Annotated in this window: 15 protein-coding genes; 3 read left to right on the top strand and 12 right to left on the bottom strand. The window is 53.7% G+C overall.

The window, feature by feature from the left end:
• Nucleotides 1-15: 15 nt before the first annotated feature.
• Nucleotides 16-2,436, top strand: a complete 2,421-nt coding sequence (locus FRIGORI9N_RS13275; RefSeq protein WP_201301502.1) for a hypothetical protein — start codon at nt 16-18, stop codon at nt 2,434-2,436.
• A gap of 53 nt (nt 2,437-2,489) precedes the next feature.
• Here FRIGORI9N_RS13275 and glmM read toward each other — a convergent pair whose 3' ends face one another.
• From glmM to FRIGORI9N_RS13250, 5 genes are all read right to left on the bottom strand, one after another.
• Complete coding sequence (glmM, locus tag FRIGORI9N_RS13270) at nt 2,490-3,842, bottom strand: phosphoglucosamine mutase (RefSeq protein ID WP_159572133.1); 1,353 nt, start codon at nt 3,840-3,842, stop codon at nt 2,490-2,492.
• Between the two features lie 30 nt (nt 3,843-3,872).
• The gene (locus FRIGORI9N_RS13265; protein ID WP_159572130.1) at nt 3,873-4,859 is read right to left on the bottom strand and encodes a GlcNAc-transferase family protein; all 987 of its coding nucleotides are present in this window, start codon (nt 4,857-4,859) and stop codon (nt 3,873-3,875) included.
• Nucleotides 4,859-5,695 (bottom strand): dihydropteroate synthase, encoded by an 837-nt coding sequence (gene folP, locus FRIGORI9N_RS13260; RefSeq protein WP_159572127.1) that lies wholly within the window; start codon nt 5,693-5,695, stop codon nt 4,859-4,861. Before folP ends, FRIGORI9N_RS13265 begins: the two co-directional genes overlap by 1 nt.
• 539 nt (nt 5,696-6,234) lie before the next feature.
• Entirely contained in the window at nt 6,235-8,157 is a 1,923-nt protein-coding gene (gene ftsH, locus FRIGORI9N_RS13255) for an ATP-dependent zinc metalloprotease FtsH (protein WP_236550897.1), read from the bottom strand.
• Nucleotides 8,158-8,307: 150 nt separating this feature from the next.
• Complete coding sequence (locus tag FRIGORI9N_RS13250) at nt 8,308-8,943, bottom strand: RlmE family RNA methyltransferase (RefSeq protein WP_159572121.1); 636 nt, start codon at nt 8,941-8,943, stop codon at nt 8,308-8,310.
• 28 nt (nt 8,944-8,971) lie between these two features.
• Here FRIGORI9N_RS13250 and yhbY point away from each other — a divergent pair, with 28 nt between their 5' ends.
• The gene (gene yhbY, locus FRIGORI9N_RS13245) at nt 8,972-9,343 is read left to right on the top strand and encodes a ribosome assembly RNA-binding protein YhbY (protein ID WP_159572118.1); all 372 of its coding nucleotides are present in this window, start codon (nt 8,972-8,974) and stop codon (nt 9,341-9,343) included.
• A gap of 1 nt (nt 9,344) precedes the next feature.
• On the opposite strand, the gene FRIGORI9N_RS13240 is transcribed toward yhbY, so the two are convergent.
• From FRIGORI9N_RS13240 to FRIGORI9N_RS13215, 6 genes are all read right to left on the bottom strand, one after another.
• Nucleotides 9,345-9,824: a DUF4149 domain-containing protein gene (locus FRIGORI9N_RS13240; protein ID WP_159572115.1), complete on the bottom strand. Its 480-nt coding sequence runs from the start codon at nt 9,822-9,824 to the stop codon at nt 9,345-9,347.
• Between the two features lie 28 nt (nt 9,825-9,852).
• Nucleotides 9,853-10,329, bottom strand: coding sequence for a transcription elongation factor GreA (greA, locus tag FRIGORI9N_RS13235; protein ID WP_159572112.1), 477 nt, complete (start codon nt 10,327-10,329; stop codon nt 9,853-9,855).
• 81 nt (nt 10,330-10,410) lie between these two features.
• Nucleotides 10,411-13,641, bottom strand: coding sequence for a carbamoyl-phosphate synthase large subunit (gene carB / locus FRIGORI9N_RS13230; protein ID WP_159572109.1), 3,231 nt, complete (start codon nt 13,639-13,641; stop codon nt 10,411-10,413).
• Nucleotides 13,642-13,700: 59 nt separating this feature from the next.
• A complete protein-coding gene (gene carA / locus FRIGORI9N_RS13225) occupies nt 13,701-14,876 on the bottom strand; it encodes a glutamine-hydrolyzing carbamoyl-phosphate synthase small subunit (RefSeq protein WP_201301501.1) in 1,176 nt (391 codons plus the stop codon).
• A 151-nt stretch (nt 14,877-15,027) separates the two neighbouring features.
• Nucleotides 15,028-15,897, bottom strand: coding sequence for a bile acid:sodium symporter family protein (locus FRIGORI9N_RS13220; protein WP_159572106.1), 870 nt, complete (start codon nt 15,895-15,897; stop codon nt 15,028-15,030).
• Between the two features lie 78 nt (nt 15,898-15,975).
• Nucleotides 15,976-16,923, bottom strand: a complete 948-nt coding sequence (locus tag FRIGORI9N_RS13215; protein ID WP_159572103.1) for a LysR family transcriptional regulator — start codon at nt 16,921-16,923, stop codon at nt 15,976-15,978.
• Between the two features lie 90 nt (nt 16,924-17,013).
• Between FRIGORI9N_RS13215 and FRIGORI9N_RS13210 the strand changes: the two genes are divergently transcribed.
• Nucleotides 17,014-17,262 (top strand): hypothetical protein, encoded by a 249-nt coding sequence (locus FRIGORI9N_RS13210; protein ID WP_159572100.1) that lies wholly within the window; start codon nt 17,014-17,016, stop codon nt 17,260-17,262.
• Between the two features lie 2 nt (nt 17,263-17,264).
• Here the strand turns inward: FRIGORI9N_RS13210 and FRIGORI9N_RS13205 are convergent, their stop codons facing one another.
• On the bottom strand, nt 17,265-17,654 hold the full coding sequence (locus FRIGORI9N_RS13205; RefSeq protein ID WP_159572097.1) for a DUF2784 domain-containing protein: 390 nt from the start codon (nt 17,652-17,654) through the stop codon (nt 17,265-17,267).
• Nucleotides 17,655-17,703: the final 49 nt, after the last annotated feature.

Raw genomic sequence — 17,703 nt, 5'->3', positions numbered from 1 at the left:
GATGCGCCTATCGTCTTGAGCAATACTGACAATGCGCAATCACTTACCGGTCATGAAAAGCCAGTCCTTGTATCGCCAAAGCAAGCTGATTTATCGCAGGTAGAACAAGAAAACGAGACAGAACAAATTGAGCAGGGCGTTTTGCTCGAAAAGGATACCGACGAAGAGACTGAGAAACTGGCAGGTTTATTCGGCGCCGAGTTGGGTTTGGCTGGATTTGGTTCGCTCGCTGGAGGGGCTGTCACTCTGGGAGTAATTGCGGGTGGTTCGAGCAGTGCTGTGACACCAAGCGATGACTCCGACAGCGATTCCGACAGCGACTCTGACAGCGACTCTGACAGCGACTCTGACAGCGACTCCGACAGCGACTCCGACAGCGACTCCGACAGCGACTCCGACAGCGACTCCGACAGCGACTCCGACAGCGACTCTGACAGCGACTCTGACAGCGACTCCGACAGCGATTCCGACAGTGATTCCGACAACATCACGCTTCCGATGTTGTTAAGCGCGGATCAACTGACAGTCGCGCCACTGGGCATTCAACTGCTACAACTCCAAAACGTAGAAGCCTTAAGCGTCGAAATACACCAAGACGACCCTGAAAACTCGTCGGTTACGGTGCTTGATCCAAAAATTCAAATTTTTGCGGGCGGACAACAACCCGTATTGTCAGTTCAAGACGTGAATATTCTGAACGAGGCCTCTGCACCATCAGTTCAAAGCGACGTTGCAAATATAGATGAAAGTTCTGTCGATCTTCCGGATTCATCACAAACGGGTGAAGAAGGCCTTCTACTGAGCAATGCCTCTGTGAACTTGGGTAGCACTCTTGAAGTTCAACAGGCCACGGTGGATATTACCCGTAGCAACGTCGCACAGTCGCTGCAAAATACAGCAAGTGCCTTTCGAAGCACCTTCAGTGAAGACGGTCTGCGAATCGCACTTGGTACGTCAATCGACAATCTTGCAATCAACGCTGGCGGCACGCCAATGCGCTTTGACGTACAGCCCGGAGAAGCAACTTTGCCATCCGAAGGGCAAGTTTTTATCCCGACGGTTCTAATTCCGCAACTGGCACCTGTTACCGGACCAATTGGTGCAGGGCTAGAAAGCCTTCTCCTTGCTGCTGCAAACACGATTCAGACCGGTCGCCTTCCTCCGATATCCATAGTTCAAGCACTACAAGAACCAGACACGGCCATCGCCAATTCGGTGGTGACCTTGGGCACATTTGCCCTCAACGAAATGGGGATTGTCTCTAGGGACATCTCCACCACACAAAGGCAAATCGCCGATGTGACACTCGCTGTTATTAATAATTCTAAGGAGACAGACATGACTGCAGTTGTATTTGACCGAATCAATCAAGGCCCAGGTGGCGACAACCTGGCCACACGCGCAGCTGCTGCTGCGGGTGTTATTGCTGGCAATCTGCAAGGTATTGACCCGGCGAGTTACGCACCGGCGCCACCCCCACCCGATGAAGGCGATCCAGTTGAGCAATCACCCGAGCAACAATTTGCAAGCGACATGCAAGCCGCTTTTGAAGCTGGTAACCCAGCCACCGGTGGTAGCCCGGAAGACGGATTTGCCGCTGGCAGTCTTGCTGTTCAAAACTTTGCAGGTCAAATCATGGACGACACTTCCGGTGTCGCAGTCCAACTGGTCGAAGCCGTACCCTCCCTGGCAGCCGATGCCGTGGGCAATGTCGATGGTGAAAATGATGGTGACGATCCGGCCACGGATTTTGGCGAATTTGTCAACGGCCCCGACGGCGATGATGGCTTTGGCGACGATGACGCATTTGCGAATATGGATGTGATTGGTACCGAAAACGACGTACTGACAATTGCAGACGGCGTGTTGAGTTTTCCCGCTGAGGTTGTAGCTGCTGCCGCTGGCGGCGGTGGCGGCGGTGAAGGACCAGCACCTTCACTGGTGAAGGGTTTGGTGCCCGCAGACGCAGCCTTTGCCTCCGCATTTATTGAAGGCGTCGAACGCGCATTCACTGGCGTGGATGAAGGCCTGAACCTGTTTGTGACTGAATACAATGCAGGCACAGACGCTTTTCTCACCTCAATAGAAGAACGAGGACCTGAAGCTGGTCAAGCGTTTTTTACAAGTCGGGCTCCAGGTGGCAGCGACGAATTGGCCCCACGCATTCAAGCCATTTTAGAAGGTGAGGCTTATACCGACGCGCGCGGCACGCCCGACCAGAGCAATCCTGAGTTTGTTCAGGGCACACTCGAAGGTGCTCCCGGCGTAATCATGGCCTCATTGCAAGGCGGCGGTGCTCCAGTTGGTGGCGACTCCGGAGACGGACCTGACCCAGTGGGCTTTCTGGCCGGGACACCTGCTGCCATCTCGTCTTCAATCGAGGGGGGAAGTCCAACACCCTTCATCGAGCATCTTCAAACGCTCAGCCCCGCCTAACTTCGACTAACGTCAACCAACAGACTCAAAGAAGCCTCGAAGCCCCCCGCGATTTACTGCGGGGGCGCCTTGGGCAAAGCCTGCAAAATCGAATCAACCAAGCGATTGGCGGTGGGCTTATCGGCCGTTTCAACCATCACGCGCAGCACAGGTTCGGTGCCGGAAGGGCGAATCAACAAACGGCCATTGCTGCCAAGCTCAGCCTTCACAGCCTCGCAAACGCCCTGCACTGTCATATCGTTGGCCCAGTCGTACCCCACAGGCAAACGTGCATTTTTAAGCACCTGCGGCAACATGGCCACCGGCTTCAAAATGTCGGCCAAAGGCATGCCCAAATTGCGCACAGCGCGCAACACTTGCAAGGCGCTCACAATGCCGTCGCCGGTGGAATGACGGTCCAGCACCAGCAAATGGCCTGAACTTTCTCCGCCCAATTGCCAACCATTGGCTTGCAACTTCTCAAACACATAGCGATCGCCCACCTTGGCACGCTCAAAGTCCACATTCAGTTGCTTCAAAGCAAGCTCTAGCCCCAGGTTGCTCATCAAGGTACCCACCACACCATCGACCTTGCCCTGCATGTGCAAACGCTCGGCCACCAAAGCAAACAACAGTTCATCGCCGTTGTAAATCCGGCCACTGCCATCCACACAAATCAGCCTGTCTGCATCGCCATCCAGCGCAAAACCGTAATCGGCCTTGTGTTCAAACACGGCTCGAGCCACAAAGTCGGGGTAGGTGGCACCCACGCCGCGGTTAATATTCAAACCATCTGGCTGGTCTGCAAGCACCACCACATCGGCACCCAATTCACGAAACACAGCGGGTGCAATTTGATAAGCTGCGCCGTTGGCACAATCCACCACAATTTTTAATCCACGCAAATGTTTGTCGCGCGGAAAAGTACCTTTACAAAACTCAAGGTAACGACCCGCTGCGTCGTTCAGGCGCTTGGCCTTACCCAGCTCTTCAGACGACTTGCACGGTGCATTCAAGGCCAATTGCGCTTCAATTTCCATCTCCCAGGCATCGGGCAACTTGGTACCCTCTCCTGAAAAAAACTTGATGCCGTTGTCTTGGTAAGGGTTGTGCGAAGCGCTAATGACCACACCGGCCGACATGTTCAAAGCACGTGCCAAATAGGCCACCCCTGCCGTGGGCATGGGCCCCACCAAAACCACATCCACGCCAACCGATGTAAAGCCCGCCTCCAGGCAGCTTTCCAGCAAATACCCACTCACCCGTGTGTCTTTGCCAATCAACACCTGCGGGCGCCTTCCACCGCCCTCATATTTGGCCAGCACCGTGCCTGCGGCTTGCCCCAAACGCAACACAAAGTCAGGAACCATGGGACTTTGCCCCACCGTGCCGCGAATGCCATCGGTACCGAAATATTGTCTGCTCATTGAATGTCTGCAATAGGTGAATAATGTTTATCAATCTGATTTTACGGGAACTGTGGTGCGCCCCAGGTAATCAATCCCGCTTAATTTACAAAAGCTTTCAAGTTGCGCCGGGCTGTCAATGCCATAAGCACCCAAATCAGACCCTGGCGTGAACAAGGCATTGATCCTTTCATTGGAACGTTGTTGCAACCAGCCAAAAGGCGTGTGGCGCTTGGCGTCCATGTCAGGGTGCCAGTGCTGCCCCTCATACGCCTTGCCCACTTCCTTGTACAGGTGATACAGCGGAATCAGATTGTGCCGCGAATGAAACACCTGATAGCCCTTGGCATGCGCACGCAGGGAAAGGCTTTGTTCTTCGCCCCGAAAATACAGGTAAGGATCGTAAGGCACCTGTTGTGTAAAGTCGCCTGTGGTGAACAAAAAACAAGCCCCCACATGAAAACCTGGCAGGTGGGTAATCTCAGACGGTTCAACCCGTTTGCGAACCACCCGGAACTGCAACACAGCCCGATCGGCGGTCAGCGCACTGGCAGGGTCGCGATCAATAAAAAATATCTCGTCCGATTTAAGTGGTTCATCCGCCACTGCCCTGCCCTGTGAATCAAACCTGAAACCCGGCGGGTAGGTGCTGATCAAAGGCTTTGGATGGGAGTTTTTTAGCTGCTTGAACTGCTCAATCAACAATTCATCCCAACCTTGATCAAACAAGGTGTGGGAATCAATTTGCAGCAAATAGTCCTGATCGTTGTACAGCGAGAACGCGATAGACCGCGCCCAGCTAACCCCACGCGAATCAATTGGTGACAATCCCACATAGTTGATATTTTTGCGTGCAGGAAATTGTTGCAACCAATCCGGATTCAAATTCTCAGACTGATCCACCAGGCCCACAAAAATCCGCTGTGGGTGTTTCGCCTGTGAAAACAAATGGTGAATGGTCAGCTGAAGATGAGACTCGCAGTACGCCGCCACACTCACAAAAATTGTCGGAAGCTTTTGCAAACTGTTGGCTTGCATTATTGGTTCAACGCGAAGGCCACTTTCAATGCCTCCACAGTTTCGCGCACATCATGAACCCGCAACACAGCAGCGCCATGTTGCGCGGCGTAAGTGGCGGCTGCCACCGAACCCGCCGTGCGCAAGCCAGGGTCGGTTTGCCCGGTGAGCTCAGCGATCATGCGCTTGCGCGAAACGCCCACCAGCACCCCTGCCCCGAGCGTGGAAAACAACGGGGTCGCTTTCATCAAATCAACATTGTGTTGAAGTGTTTTACCAAAACCAAAACCAGGGTCTACCAAAATACGGCTTGCGTTTACACCCAGCTGTTCAAGCGCGACCAAGCGCTTGTTCAAAAATGCCTCCACATCGCTGACTACATTGCCGTACTCCGGTGAATTCTGCATGGTGCGCGGTTCGCCTTGCATGTGCATCACAACCGCGCCTGCATTGGATTGCGCAAGCACTGCCTCTGCGCCTGTTTCTCGAAAACCGTTCACATCATTCAGAATATCCACACCCAAATCAACAGCCCGTGCCATCACTTTGGTTTTCATCGTGTCAATTGACAAAGGCACGTTCCAGCCCATTAACTCATTGAGCACATCCTCCACACGTTTCCATTCATCATCCGCGTCTACGCCTTTTGCGCCAGGTCGAGTGGACTCGCCACCGATGTCCAGAATCTGCGCGCCTTGCTCCACCAGTTGGCGGGCATGTTCAATGGCCAGGTTGGTTTGGTTGTATCGGCCGCCATCGGAAAAAGAATCGGGCGTCACGTTCACAATACCCATAATCAGGGGCTGGCCGTGGGTGTATGTAAGCTCGAATCGACCTGCCTTCCAAGTGCGAACCATGTGCTACCTAGTGAGTTGCTGTAGAAGCCATTTTACGGCAAAGGTGCAAACCTGTTCCGCTCAGCTTGCTCAGGTGCATACCCTCTCGCGCCAGAAAACCTGTATTTCCCTTTTTGAGATTCACCCTGACTCACCTCGCTCGGCAAAAAAGCGGGCCGAGTCTCGGTGCCGGCCTATGGCCGAACGTGGCGGGTGAATTCAAACGGGCAGGTTTTCTTGATCGGCGTTGCGAGGGCATTGCGACCTGAGCAAGCCAAGCGAATGGGTTGGCAACGCGCGAGGCTTGGGTGCTACACCGGTTGGCCGGCTTTGCAAGGCTTCCCGGCGGCTTCGCAGCGCGGGGCGATCCGGGGGATCGATGCGAAGACGCTTAAGCGTTTCGCATGCCCCAAGCCAGAAGCATCAAGCCGGACCGAGAAGCGTTGCTTAGGCCAACCGGTGTAGCACCCAAGCCTCGCTCAAAGCCAACTCAATCGCACCAAACAAAAAAGCCGCTGGTCGCAAAACCAACGGCTTTTCAGTTTTCTCCAACCCGACGATTAGTCCGCTTTCACACTCATCGCAGCAGGTGCAGGTTGCGGCGCAGGTGTTACCTTCTCGCCACCACCGCCACTGGAACTGGGGCTGCCACCTGTGGGCGGCGTACTACCACCAGTTGTGGGTGGACGTGGATCTTTGCCTTCCATGATGTCATTGATCTGGTCTGCATCAATGGTTTCCCATTCCAGCAAGGCCTTGGCCATGACGTGAACCTTCTCACGGTTCTGATCCAGAATATCCCAGGCCACTTTGTACTGGGCATCAATGATCTTGCGGATTTCAGCATCGACCATTTGCATGGTTTGCTCGCTCATGTGCGTGGTCTTGGTCACAGAACGGCCCAGGAACACCTCACCTTCGTTCTCGGCATACACCATGGGGCCAAGGGCCTCGGTCATGCCGTAGCGGGTTACCATGTCGCGGGCAATGGCTGTGGCACGCTCAAAGTCATTCGAGGCACCAGTGGTCATCTGGTTCATGAAAATTTCTTCGGCAATACGACCACCAAACAAGACCGCAAGCGTACACAACATGCGTTCCTTGTCCATGCTGTAACGGTCACCTTCCGGCAACTGCATGGTTACACCCAAAGCACGGCCACGCGGAATAATTGTGACCTTGTGCACGGGGTCGGTTTTGCTCATCAATTTGGCAACCACAGCGTGGCCAGACTCATGGTAAGCCGTGTTGCGGCGTTCCTCTTCCGGCATCACCATGCTGCGGCGCTCTGCGCCCATGATGATTTTGTCTTTGGCTTTTTCAAAGTCGCTCATTTCGACCACACGGCCATTGCGGCGTGCAGCAAACAGGGCAGCCTCGTTCACCAGGTTGGCCAAATCAGCACCGGAGAAACCAGGGCAGCCACGGGCCAACACAGACGCATCGACGTCGGGCGACATCGGGATTTTGCGCATGTGCACTTTCAGGATCTGCTCACGGCCACGAATATCGGGCAGGCTGACAACCACCTGGCGGTCAAAGCGGCCAGGGCGCAGCAACGCTGGGTCCAACACATCGGGGCGGTTGGTTGCAGCAATCACAATAATGCCCTGGTTGGTATCAAAACCGTCCATCTCAACCAGCATCTGGTTCAGGGTTTGCTCGCGTTCATCGTTACCGCCGCCCAAACCTGCGCCGCGCTGGCGACCCACCGCATCAATTTCATCGATGAAAATAATGCAGGGTGCCTGCTTTTTGGCTTGTTCAAACATGTCGCGAACACGGGCCGCGCCCACACCCACGAACATTTCAACGAAGTCAGAGCCGGAAATCGCAAAGAAAGGCACTTTGGCTTCCCCGGCAATGGCTTTGGCCAACAATGTTTTACCAGTACCAGGCGAACCCACCATGAGCACGCCACGGGGAATGCGACCACCCAATTTCTGGAATTTGGTGGGGTCTTTCAGGAATTCAACCAGTTCGTGCACGTCTTCTTTGGCTTCGTCGCAACCAGCCACGTCAGCGAAAGTAACCGGGTTGGTATTTTCATCCAGCAACTTGGCTCGGCTTTTGCCAAAGCTAAACGCACCACCTTTGCCACCACCCTGCATTTGACGCATGAAGAAGATCCACACACCAATCAGCAAAATCATGGGGAACCAGCTCACGAACAGGCTCATCAACAAAGATGGCTCTTCTTCGGGCTTGGCACGTACCTGTACGCCGTACTTCAGCAGATCACCAACCATCCAGATGTCGCCGGGAGAATACACCAGGCGCTCACGGTCGTCGGTAGTGAGGGCACGCACGGTGCGGCCTTCAACGATCACACTCTTGATGCGTCCATTTTGCGCATCCTGCATGAATTCGGAATAGGTCATCTCGTTGGAACGAACCTGCTGGCCTTCAAACTGTTTGAACACAGTAAAAAGCACCAACGCCACGACCAACCAAACTGCTGCTTTGGAAAACGAATTATTCAATGCCACTTCTCCTCGAGGACTCTGCCACCACCCTAGGGAAATGGGGGCAGGTTGTCCATTTTAAACCCAAGCCAACGAATTACGCCATCACACTAATTCATGGTGTGCATTAACAATCGCAATCGCCTGGATCATGATGCTGCAAAATACCTATTTAAGACCCTTGCAAAGCAAAAAGGTTTCACGAGAACGATCCCGGGAGGCCTTGGGTTTGCGCGGCGACACACTTTTAAACACCTGTTTCATCTGATGCACAATGTTGCTGTAAGACGATCCATGAAAAATTTTCACAATCAAGGCACCGTTGGGTTTTAGCTGATTGACCGCAAAGTCGATGGCCAGCTCGCACACATGCTCAATCCGGGCTGAATCAGCCGCTGCAACACCAGAAAGATTGGGGGCCATATCAGAAACCACCAAATCCAGCTTCTCGCCACCCAGGCGTTGATTCAAATCTTCGAGCACCGCTTCGTCGCGAAAATCCCCTTGAATGAATTCAACACCCGCAATAGGTTCCATTGGAAGCAGATCCAGTGCGATAATACGGCCATTGATGACGCCACCGGGCCCAACCAAGGCTTCCCGAAGCACCTGCGACCAACTTCCCGGCGCACTGCCCAGGTCGACCACCTTGATGCCCGGCTTCAACAACCCTTCCGGCTCTGCAATTTCCTTCAGTTTGAAGGCTGCACGGGCGCGATAGCCTGCATTCGTGGCCATCTTCACGTAAGGGTCGTTGATGTGATCATGCAACCAGTTTTTATTGAGTTTCTTCTTTTTAGCCACCGATTACCCAACCGAGTGAAAAATTAATATGACGGACACCGCTGCTGTAACCCTGACACCTGCCGAAAAAAAGGCGCTTAAAGCCCAGGCCCATGCGTTGGATCCGGTAGTTTTGATTGGCGACAAGGGTTTAACACCCAATGTGGTCAAAGAAATCGACATGAACTTGAATGCACACGGCTTGATCAAGGTACGTGTAGCTGGCGACGATCGGGAAGCCCGCCTTGAATATGCGCAAACCATTTGTGACGAAACCGGGGCTGCCTTGGTTCAACACATTGGCAAATTGCTGGTTCTATTCCGCCCCAAGGCAGAAGACACCGAAAAAGCGAAAGCCAAAAGCCGACCAAAACCCAAAGGCCCACGCCAAACCAAGCGCCAGTTTGCCTCCAAAGCCTAAATCAGTCTTTTGCGGCCAAAACCGGTTTGACACCAAACCGGTTTAAACCCCACACCAGAGCCCCGATCATTTTGATGGAATACAGCACGCTCGAAATGGCATGCATATTCCCGAACTGGCTTCGCATGGCCGCAAGTGCGTCGCCCTCCAAGGTGGACATTGCTGCACGCAGATCATTCATGTGGGGCTGCAACCAGGCCAACTCGACCACGCTAACCGCCAAAATCACGGCCATCAAGACATTGAGCCGCATACCGGCGCGCAATTCACCCGCAAAATTCGACAGGGCCAACAACAAGGCGCTGCTCACCAAAGAGTACAAGGCCAATATGTAGAACAAACGGCCGGCCACCAAACCTGCTTCCGGTCGGGGTAACCATTTGAACAAACCTGGCACCACCAGAATGGCAATGAACCACAAAGCCCCGAGCCAAATCGCCCAGAACGCCAGTTCCGCACCCCGAAAACCGCGCCAAGTCATTGTTGTTGCACTCCCTTAACAAGCACTATCAAATGTACTTTACTTCCAATACTTCATATTCCCGCAAACCACCTGGCGCCTGAACATGGGCCACATCGCCTTCATACTTACCAATCAAGGCACGGGCAATGGGGCTTGAAATAGAGATGAGACCGGCTTTGATGTCCGCTTCATCGTCGCCCACAATTTGGTATTCGACCGTGGCACCGGCCTCAATGTCTTCCAGTTTCACAGTTGCACCAAACACCACACGCCCTTCAGCATCGACATTGGTGGGGTCGATGATCTGCGCATTGCTCATCTTGCCTTCAATTTCCTTGATTCGCCCTTCGATAAAACCCTGCTTTTCTTTTGCTGCATCGTATTCAGCGTTTTCGGACAAATCGCCCTGCGCCCGCGCCTCTGAAATTGCATTGATCACTGCGGGGCGATCAACGGTTTTCAGGCGGTGTAATTCTTGTTTCAGCTTTTCAGCACCCTTGACGGTCAATGGGATAGTTGCCATAAATTCAAATGTTCCTGCAAATGGAAAGCCGCCTGATAGCAGAAATTGCTATGAGACGGCTTAAAGGTTCAGACAGGCAGATTAAGCGGAGAGTTCCGCATGCAAGCCCTGGACGCTGTAAACATCCATTGCGCCGAGGTGTTTCATACCCTCGACTGAAGCCAGTGCACCTGCCATGGTTGTAAAGATCGTAACACGAGAACTCAGCGACGTGGTTCGAATGTAACGGCTGTCATTGATCGCACTTCTGCGCTCTTCCACCGTGTTGACCACCAAATGTACTTCGCCGTTTTTCAGCATGTCGACAATATTCGGGCGACCTTCCAGCACCTTGTTGACCACGGTGCATTCAATACCGCCTTCAGCAATGGCTGCCGCTGTACCGCGCGTGGCGATAATCTTGAAGCCCAGCTCAACAAGGCCCTTGGCCAGTTTCACCGTGTGCTTCTTGTCTTCGGTTTTCACGCTGATAAACGCAGTGCCACCTTCTGGCAATTTGACTGACGCGGCCAGTTGCGATTTCACGAAAGCTTCGCCAAATGTGCGACCCACACCCATGACTTCACCGGTCGACTTCATTTCGGGACCCAGAATGGTGTCCACGCCGGGGAACTTCACGAAGGGGAACACGGCTTCTTTGACCGAGAAGTACTTGGGTACCGGAATATCGGTGACGCCTTGATCAGCGAAGGTTTGGCCCGCCATGCAGCGGGCAGCAATTTTGGCCAACTGCTTGCCTGTGGCCTTGGACACATAAGGCACAGTGCGCGATGCGCGTGGGTTCACTTCAAGCACATACACGGTGTCGTTTTGAATCGCGAACTGTACGTTCATCAAGCCAATCACGTTCAAGGCTTTGGCCATGAGCTCAGACTGACGCTTCAACTCATTGACCATGTCAGCAGACAAGCTGTATGGAGGCAAGCAGCACGCAGAGTCGCCACTGTGTACGCCCGCCTGTTCAATGTGCTCCATCACACCGCCAATCATGACAGTTTGACCGTCGCACAAGGCATCCACGTCCACCTCAATCGCGTCGTTCAGGAAACGGTCCAGCAACACAGGGCTGTCGTTGCTGACTTTCACGGCTTCACGCATGTAGCGCTCAAGGTCTTTCTGCTCGTGCACAATTTCCATGGCGCGGCCACCCAACACATAGCTTGGGCGCACCACCAGCGGGTAACCAATTTCCTGCGCATGCGAAATGGCTTCAGCTTCCGTGCGCGCAGTGCGGTTTGGCGGCTGGCGCAGGTTCAGCTTGGTCAACAGTTTCTGGAAACGCTCGCGGTCTTCGGCAATGTCGATACTTTCCGGGCTGGTACCAATGATGGGCACGCCGTTGGCTTCAAGCGACTTCGCCAGCTTCAATGGGGTTTGGCCGCCATACTGAACAATCACGCCGACCGGCTTTTCAATGGCCACAATTTCCAGCACATCTTCAAGCGTCAAAGGCTCGAAATACAAGCGATCAGAGGTGTCGTAGTCGGTTGATACCGTTTCAGGGTTGCAGTTCACCATGATGGTTTCATAGCCATCTTCGCGCAGCGCCATGGCAGCGTGCACGCAGCAATAGTCAAACTCAATGCCCTGACCAATCCGGTTGGGACCGCCGCCCAGCACCATGATTTTTTTCTTGTCGGTCGGCTGGCTTTCGCATTCCTCTTCGTAGGTGGAATACATGTAGGCCGTACCGGTTTTGAATTCAGCAGCACAGGTGTCCACGCGCTTGTACACGGGGCGCACATTGTGCTGGTGGCGCAGCTTGCGAATTTCCGCTTCAGACACGTCGAGCAAATAAGCCAAACGACGATCAGAGAAACCTTTGCGCTTGAGCAAGCGCAACACGGGCTCGGTCAAGTCCGCCAGGGTTTTGGTTTCCAATTCGAGTTCTGTGTCAACGATGTCCTGAATCTGGATCAGGAACCAGCGATCAATTTTGGTCAGCTGATGCACTTCCTCAAGGCTGAAGCCTTGGGCAAAGGCATCACCCACGTAGAAAATACGCTCGGGGCCGGGTTCGCCCAGCTCACGCTCGATCACTTCACGGTCGGTTGTTTTCTGGTTCAGCCCGTCTACGCCCACTTCCAGACCGCGCAGGGCTTTCTGGAAGCTTTCCTGGAAAGTACGGCCCATGGCCATCACTTCACCTACGGATTTCATTTGGGTGGTCAGGCGATCATCGGCTGTGGGGAATTTTTCGAATGCAAAACGTGGAATTTTGGTAACCACGTAGTCGATTGAAGGCTCGAACGACGCAGGCGTAAGACCACCGGTGATGTCGTTTTTCAGCTCATCGAGTGTGTAGCCCACCGACAACTTGGCGGCCACTTTGGCAATCGGAAAACCGGTTGCTTTGGAAGCCAAGGCGGATGAACGTGACACACGTGGATTCATTTCGATCACGATCATGCGGCCATTGGCCGGGTTGATCGAGAACTGAACGTTTGAACCGCCCGTGTCCACGCCGATTTCACGCAGAATGGCAATGGATGCATTGCGCATTAACTGATATTCGCGGTCGGTCAGTGTTTGTGCCGGGGCAACAGTAATGCTGTCGCCAGTGTGCACGCCCATGGGGTCGAGGTTTTCGATTGAACACACGATAATGCAGTTGTCGGCGCTGTCGCGAACCACTTCCATTTCGTATTCTTTCCAGCCAATCAGGCTTTCTTCAATCAGCAACTCATTGGTTGGCGATGCTTCCAGGCCACGGCGGCAAATGGTTTCGAATTCTTCAGCGTTGTACGCAATACCGCCACCGGTGCCACCCAGGGTGAAACTGGGGCGAATAATGACCGGAAAGCCGTTGCTGCCAACCAGTTTGGCAATGGTGGCCTGCACTTCAAGGGCTTCTTCCATGGAATGGGCCACACCGCTTTTCGCTGAATCCAGGCCAATGCTGGTCATGGCATTCTTGAACTTCAAGCGGTCTTCGGCTTTCTCAATGGCTTCTTCTTTCGCGCCAATCAATTCCACGTTGTACTTGGCCAATACGCCATGCTTGGCCAGATCAAGCGCGCAGTTCAGCGCGGTTTGACCACCCATGGTGGGCAATACGGCATCAGGGCGCTCTTTTTCAATAATGCGCTCAACAACCTGCCAGGTAATGGGTTCGATGTAAGTGACATCAGCCATTTCCGGGTCGGTCATGATGGTGGCCGGGTTGCTGTTGACCAGCACCACTTTGTAGCCTTCTTCGCGAAGCGCTTTACAGGCTTGGGCGCCTGAGTAGTCAAATTCGCAGGCCTGGCCGATCACGATGGGGCCGGCGCCGATGATCAGGATTGTTTTTAGATCGTTACGCTTTGGCATAACTTCCCTTTAATTTTAAAAATTTCAATACGGTTCAGACTGGCAAGCACGCGGGCTGTTTAAGCCTTGGCTGCCTGAATGTCTGAAATAAAACGGTCAAACAGCTCGGCCAAATCGTGCGGGCCCGGGCTGGCTTCGGGGTGACCCTGGAAGCAGAAGGCTGCACGGTCTGTTCGCTCAAGACCCTGAATGGAGCCATCGAACAGCGACACATGCGTAACACGCAGGTTGGCGGGCAATGAATCGGCATCGACCGCAAAACCATGGTTCTGGCTGGTAATGGCCACGCGCTTGGTTTTCAGGTCTTGCACCGGGTGGTTGGCACCGTGGTGGCCGAACTTCATTTTCATTGTTTTGGCACCGCTGGCCAAAGCCATCAACTGGTGACCCAAACAAATACCGAATACCGGCAGTTTGGTGTTGTCCAGAATGTGCTTGATGGCAGAGATGGCGTAATCGCAAGGCTCGGGGTCGCCAGGGCCATTGCTCAAGAACACGCCATCGGGATTCAGGGCCAATACTTTTTCAACTGGGGTTTGCGCAGGCACTACGGTAACGCGACAGCCGCGTTGGGCCAACATGCGCAAGATATTGCGCTTGGCACCGTAATCGAATGCAACCACATGGTGTGGGCGCTCGCCTGTCTGGAAATGAGGTTCTTCGGCTGCTACGCCCAATGCCCATTCGCCTTCAACCCATTCATGGGCCTCGGTGCACGAAACCACCTTGGCCAGGTCCATGCCGGCCAGCCCAGGAAAACTTTTGGCCAGTTCAACGGCTCGCTCGGCACTGAAAGTTTCGCCGCTGCCCTCGGTCAAAAGGCAGCCGTTTTGGGCACCTTTTTCACGAAGAATGCGGGTTAACTTGCGGGTGTCGATACCAGCAATACCTGGAACACCGTGCTTTTTCAAGTAATCGGCCAGCGGCAAGGTAGAACGGAAGTTCGACACCAGTTCAGGCAGGTCCTTGATCACCAAACCCGACAAATGCAGCCCAGCGGACTCTTCGTCTTGCGGGTTAGTGCCTACGTTCCCGATGTGGGGGTAGGTAAGGGTGACGATTTGACGGCAATAGGAGGGGTCGGTGGCAATTTCTTGATAGCCCGTGAGAGAGGTATTGAAAACCACTTCACCCACTTGCGTGGTGGGGGCGCCAAAAGAAATGCCCTCGAATACTGTGCCGTCTGCGAGCGCGAGCAAGGCGCGCGGGTGGGCGCTTGCGACTAATTTCGACAAGGGAAACTCCAATAGATGCGACAAAACACCCGGGGACAAATAACACCCGCGCAGGCTTTTGCCTAAGAATCATTCAGCTAGCCGAGAATTATACCCTGAACAGCCGAGTTCGGCCACACCGAAGTGTGACCTTTCGAGAACTTTGGGCGTTTTAGGCGATTGATTTGCTTGCGATTCGACGACCGTACCAGCACAAAACCGCCACCGTGACATACATCAATAAGCCATACACCACCACTGGCACTGCAATTTCCGCGTTTTGCAACAACGACAGCGCAATCGTCAAACCCAGCGTGGAGTTTTTGACACACATTTCGATCGACACGGTCAGGCTGTCACGCGCGTCCAGGCCTGAAATCTTTCCACCGAGAAGCCCCAACGCCACGGCAGCAATATTCAACGCGACCACCGGCATCCAGGCCTGGGCAAACCATCCCAGCATGTTGTCAGACTCGCTGATGCCGATCAGCACCACGATGGCCACCAGCACAAAAACGGCAAACTTGTTGATGGCCGGCTCAAACTTTTGTGACAACGCTGGCTTCTTGGCACGGATAAACATGCCGATACACACCGGGATAATCACGATCACCATCATGGTGATCAATGTTTTCAGGAAAGGAAGCTGCAATTCAGTTCCCACCCCAACAAACATGGGCAAGGCGTACGCCATGTAAAAAGGGATGGTGATAACCGTGAGCAAACTGGCTATTACAGTCAGTGTGATTGACAAAGCCAGATTGGCCCGGGCCATGTAAGTCAGTACGTTCGACGTGGTACCACCGGGCATGGCGGCAGAAAGCACCAAGCCAGCTGCCATCACCCCACCGCCAAACAAGCCACCAATGGCGAAACCCAACAGGGGAACCCCCACCAACTGCAACACGGTACCCACAATCACGCCTTTGGGCTGTTCCTTGACGCGACGAAAATCTTCGACCGTAAGGCTGAGCCCCATGCCGATCATGATGATAAAAAGAGAAACCGGTAAACCGATCGTGATGTAGGAATTGCCGAGCATTGTGTCTCCATGAGGTCTTTTTTATTATTCAGCTACTGTAGCCGAAGCCGCACCCATGCACTGTCAGCAAATTGACGTTTAATCCGCCTTTTTGAACTCAGTTCGCACACTTTGCTCCAAAAAGTCAGCCACCACCCGGGTTTTGAGGGACAACTGACTGCTCAAGCCCGGTGGAAACACCAAGTACATGGGCAAACCACCGGTGGCCGGGTTGTCGGAATACCAATCCTCAAGAACTTCAATCAGTTCGCCGCGTGCCAAGGGACCCTGCAACATCCAATCCGCACTGCGACCCAAACCCAGCCCTGCTTGTATGGCACGAACCACCATGATTGGGCTCGAACAGGTCAACCAAGAAATCACTCGATGCTTCTGGCTGGGCTGTGCCCCGTTTTTTGGCCAGAATTCCCATTCTTTCAAATCACCACGCTGTGAAAATGCAATGCATTGGTGGTGAACCAAATCTCCAGGTGTTTGAGGTGCACCGTGCTTTTCAAGGTAGGCGGGTGAGGCATACAGCTTTCGCCAAATGGTGGCAATTTTGCGCGCACGCAAAGTGGAATCTTGAAGCGGCCCAACACGCAAGGCAATGTCAAAACCTTCCTCCACGATCATGGCATTGCGGTTGGACAAGTCCACTTGCAACTGCACATCGGGGTACTTGGCGTGAAATTCCGGCAAACGGGGTGCCAGTATTTTTTCACCCACAATCACAGGAAGACTAATACGCACGGTGCCGTGCGGCTGACCGCTTTGCAACTGGGTAATTGCATCGCGCGCTTCTTGCTGGCTTTCCAGCATGCGCTGGGCATACAGCTTATAAATTTCACCCGCCTCGGTTATTTTGACTTGCCGGGTGGTGCGGTTCAGCAGCCGGATATTCAAATGCGCCTCGAGCTGTGCAACGGCGCGGCTGATGCTGGAGGGGTTCTCGCCTTTCAGTTTGGCGGCAGCAGCAAAACTGCCGGTGTTGACCACCATCAAAAAGGTTTCAGCCGCCTGAAGTTCATTGAAATTGTTGCTCATAGCGCAATGGTGAAGTTCTATATGCGTAGTTTATTTGCACAATGTACAACAATAATATGAGTTCACACCATCTCAAAAGGAGTGTGAATCATGAATGAATGGCCCGAAAACCTACCTGGCCTGGACCTGAACTGGACAATGTTTGATACCGCAAACAAAGTCATCAGGACCATATTAATGTTGCTTGTTGTTTTAGCCGGTATTGGATTGGCGCAAGCCACCGAGCTGCCTGCAGTCATTGTGACTGAAACGGCAGAATGGCTGAACTTTTCCACGTGGTTTGCCGACGGTGCGGTGGGCGGATTCGACGCGGCAGGTGCCAGCATTGGGGGCTGGTAATGTTACTTGAACTGTTGTGGCGGCCAGCGCCACCAGGCCACCGCAACCAACAAGCCGAACAGGGTATAGACCAAGGCGAACACCCAGCCCGGGGCTTGGTAGAACATCACGCCATGCACCCAGTGCTGGATGAAGCTGCCTTGGTACACGCCCTGCCCGGCTTGCAAACGCAACCAGTTTTCAAGGGTCGTCAGCGGGCATTCAATGCCCAGCCAGCTTTCAAGAACAACCACTGAAATTGCGAGCAGGTGAAGTACCCTGAACCACCAACGGTTCACCCAGGGCCACGCACGCAAATTGCCCACAACAATGAGCAATAACCCCACCACCACAAACAGCACAATGGCGAAGTGAGTCAACAAAACAACGTCAGCTGCAAAGGCGTAATTCATGCTGTTAGCATAAACAAAAAGCCCCTCACAGGGAGGGGCTTTGCAAGCG

It is taken from the genome of Limnobacter sp. 130, assembly GCF_902506325.1.
Lineage (GTDB): Bacteria > Pseudomonadota > Gammaproteobacteria > Burkholderiales > Burkholderiaceae_B > Limnobacter.
The sequence above is the reverse complement of the archived record's forward strand: the minus strand, read 5'-3'. Positions and strand labels throughout refer to the sequence as shown.

What these genes read in the sequence shown, in the direction of transcription:
- FRIGORI9N_RS13210 (WP_159572100.1), top strand. Translation starts at nt 17,014, where the DNA reads ATGAATGAATGGCCCGAAAACCTACCTGGCCTGGACCTGAACTGGACA.
- folP (WP_159572127.1), bottom strand. Translation starts at nt 5,695, where the DNA reads ATGGTTCGCACTTGGAAGGCAGGTCGATTCGAGCTTACATACACCCAC.
- FRIGORI9N_RS13240 (WP_159572115.1), bottom strand. Translation starts at nt 9,824, where the DNA reads ATGACTTGGCGCGGTTTTCGGGGTGCGGAACTGGCGTTCTGGGCGATT.
- FRIGORI9N_RS13220 (WP_159572106.1), bottom strand. Translation starts at nt 15,897, where the DNA reads ATGCTCGGCAATTCCTACATCACGATCGGTTTACCGGTTTCTCTTTTT.
- FRIGORI9N_RS13215 (WP_159572103.1), bottom strand. Translation starts at nt 16,923, where the DNA reads ATGAGCAACAATTTCAATGAACTTCAGGCGGCTGAAACCTTTTTGATG.
- greA (WP_159572112.1), bottom strand. Translation starts at nt 10,329, where the DNA reads ATGGCAACTATCCCATTGACCGTCAAGGGTGCTGAAAAGCTGAAACAA.
- FRIGORI9N_RS13265 (WP_159572130.1), bottom strand. Translation starts at nt 4,859, where the DNA reads ATGCAAGCCAACAGTTTGCAAAAGCTTCCGACAATTTTTGTGAGTGTG.
- glmM (WP_159572133.1), bottom strand. Translation starts at nt 3,842, where the DNA reads ATGAGCAGACAATATTTCGGTACCGATGGCATTCGCGGCACGGTGGGG.
- carB (WP_159572109.1), bottom strand. Translation starts at nt 13,641, where the DNA reads ATGCCAAAGCGTAACGATCTAAAAACAATCCTGATCATCGGCGCCGGC.
- yhbY (WP_159572118.1), top strand. Translation starts at nt 8,972, where the DNA reads ATGACGGACACCGCTGCTGTAACCCTGACACCTGCCGAAAAAAAGGCG.
- FRIGORI9N_RS13205 (WP_159572097.1), bottom strand. Translation starts at nt 17,654, where the DNA reads ATGAATTACGCCTTTGCAGCTGACGTTGTTTTGTTGACTCACTTCGCC.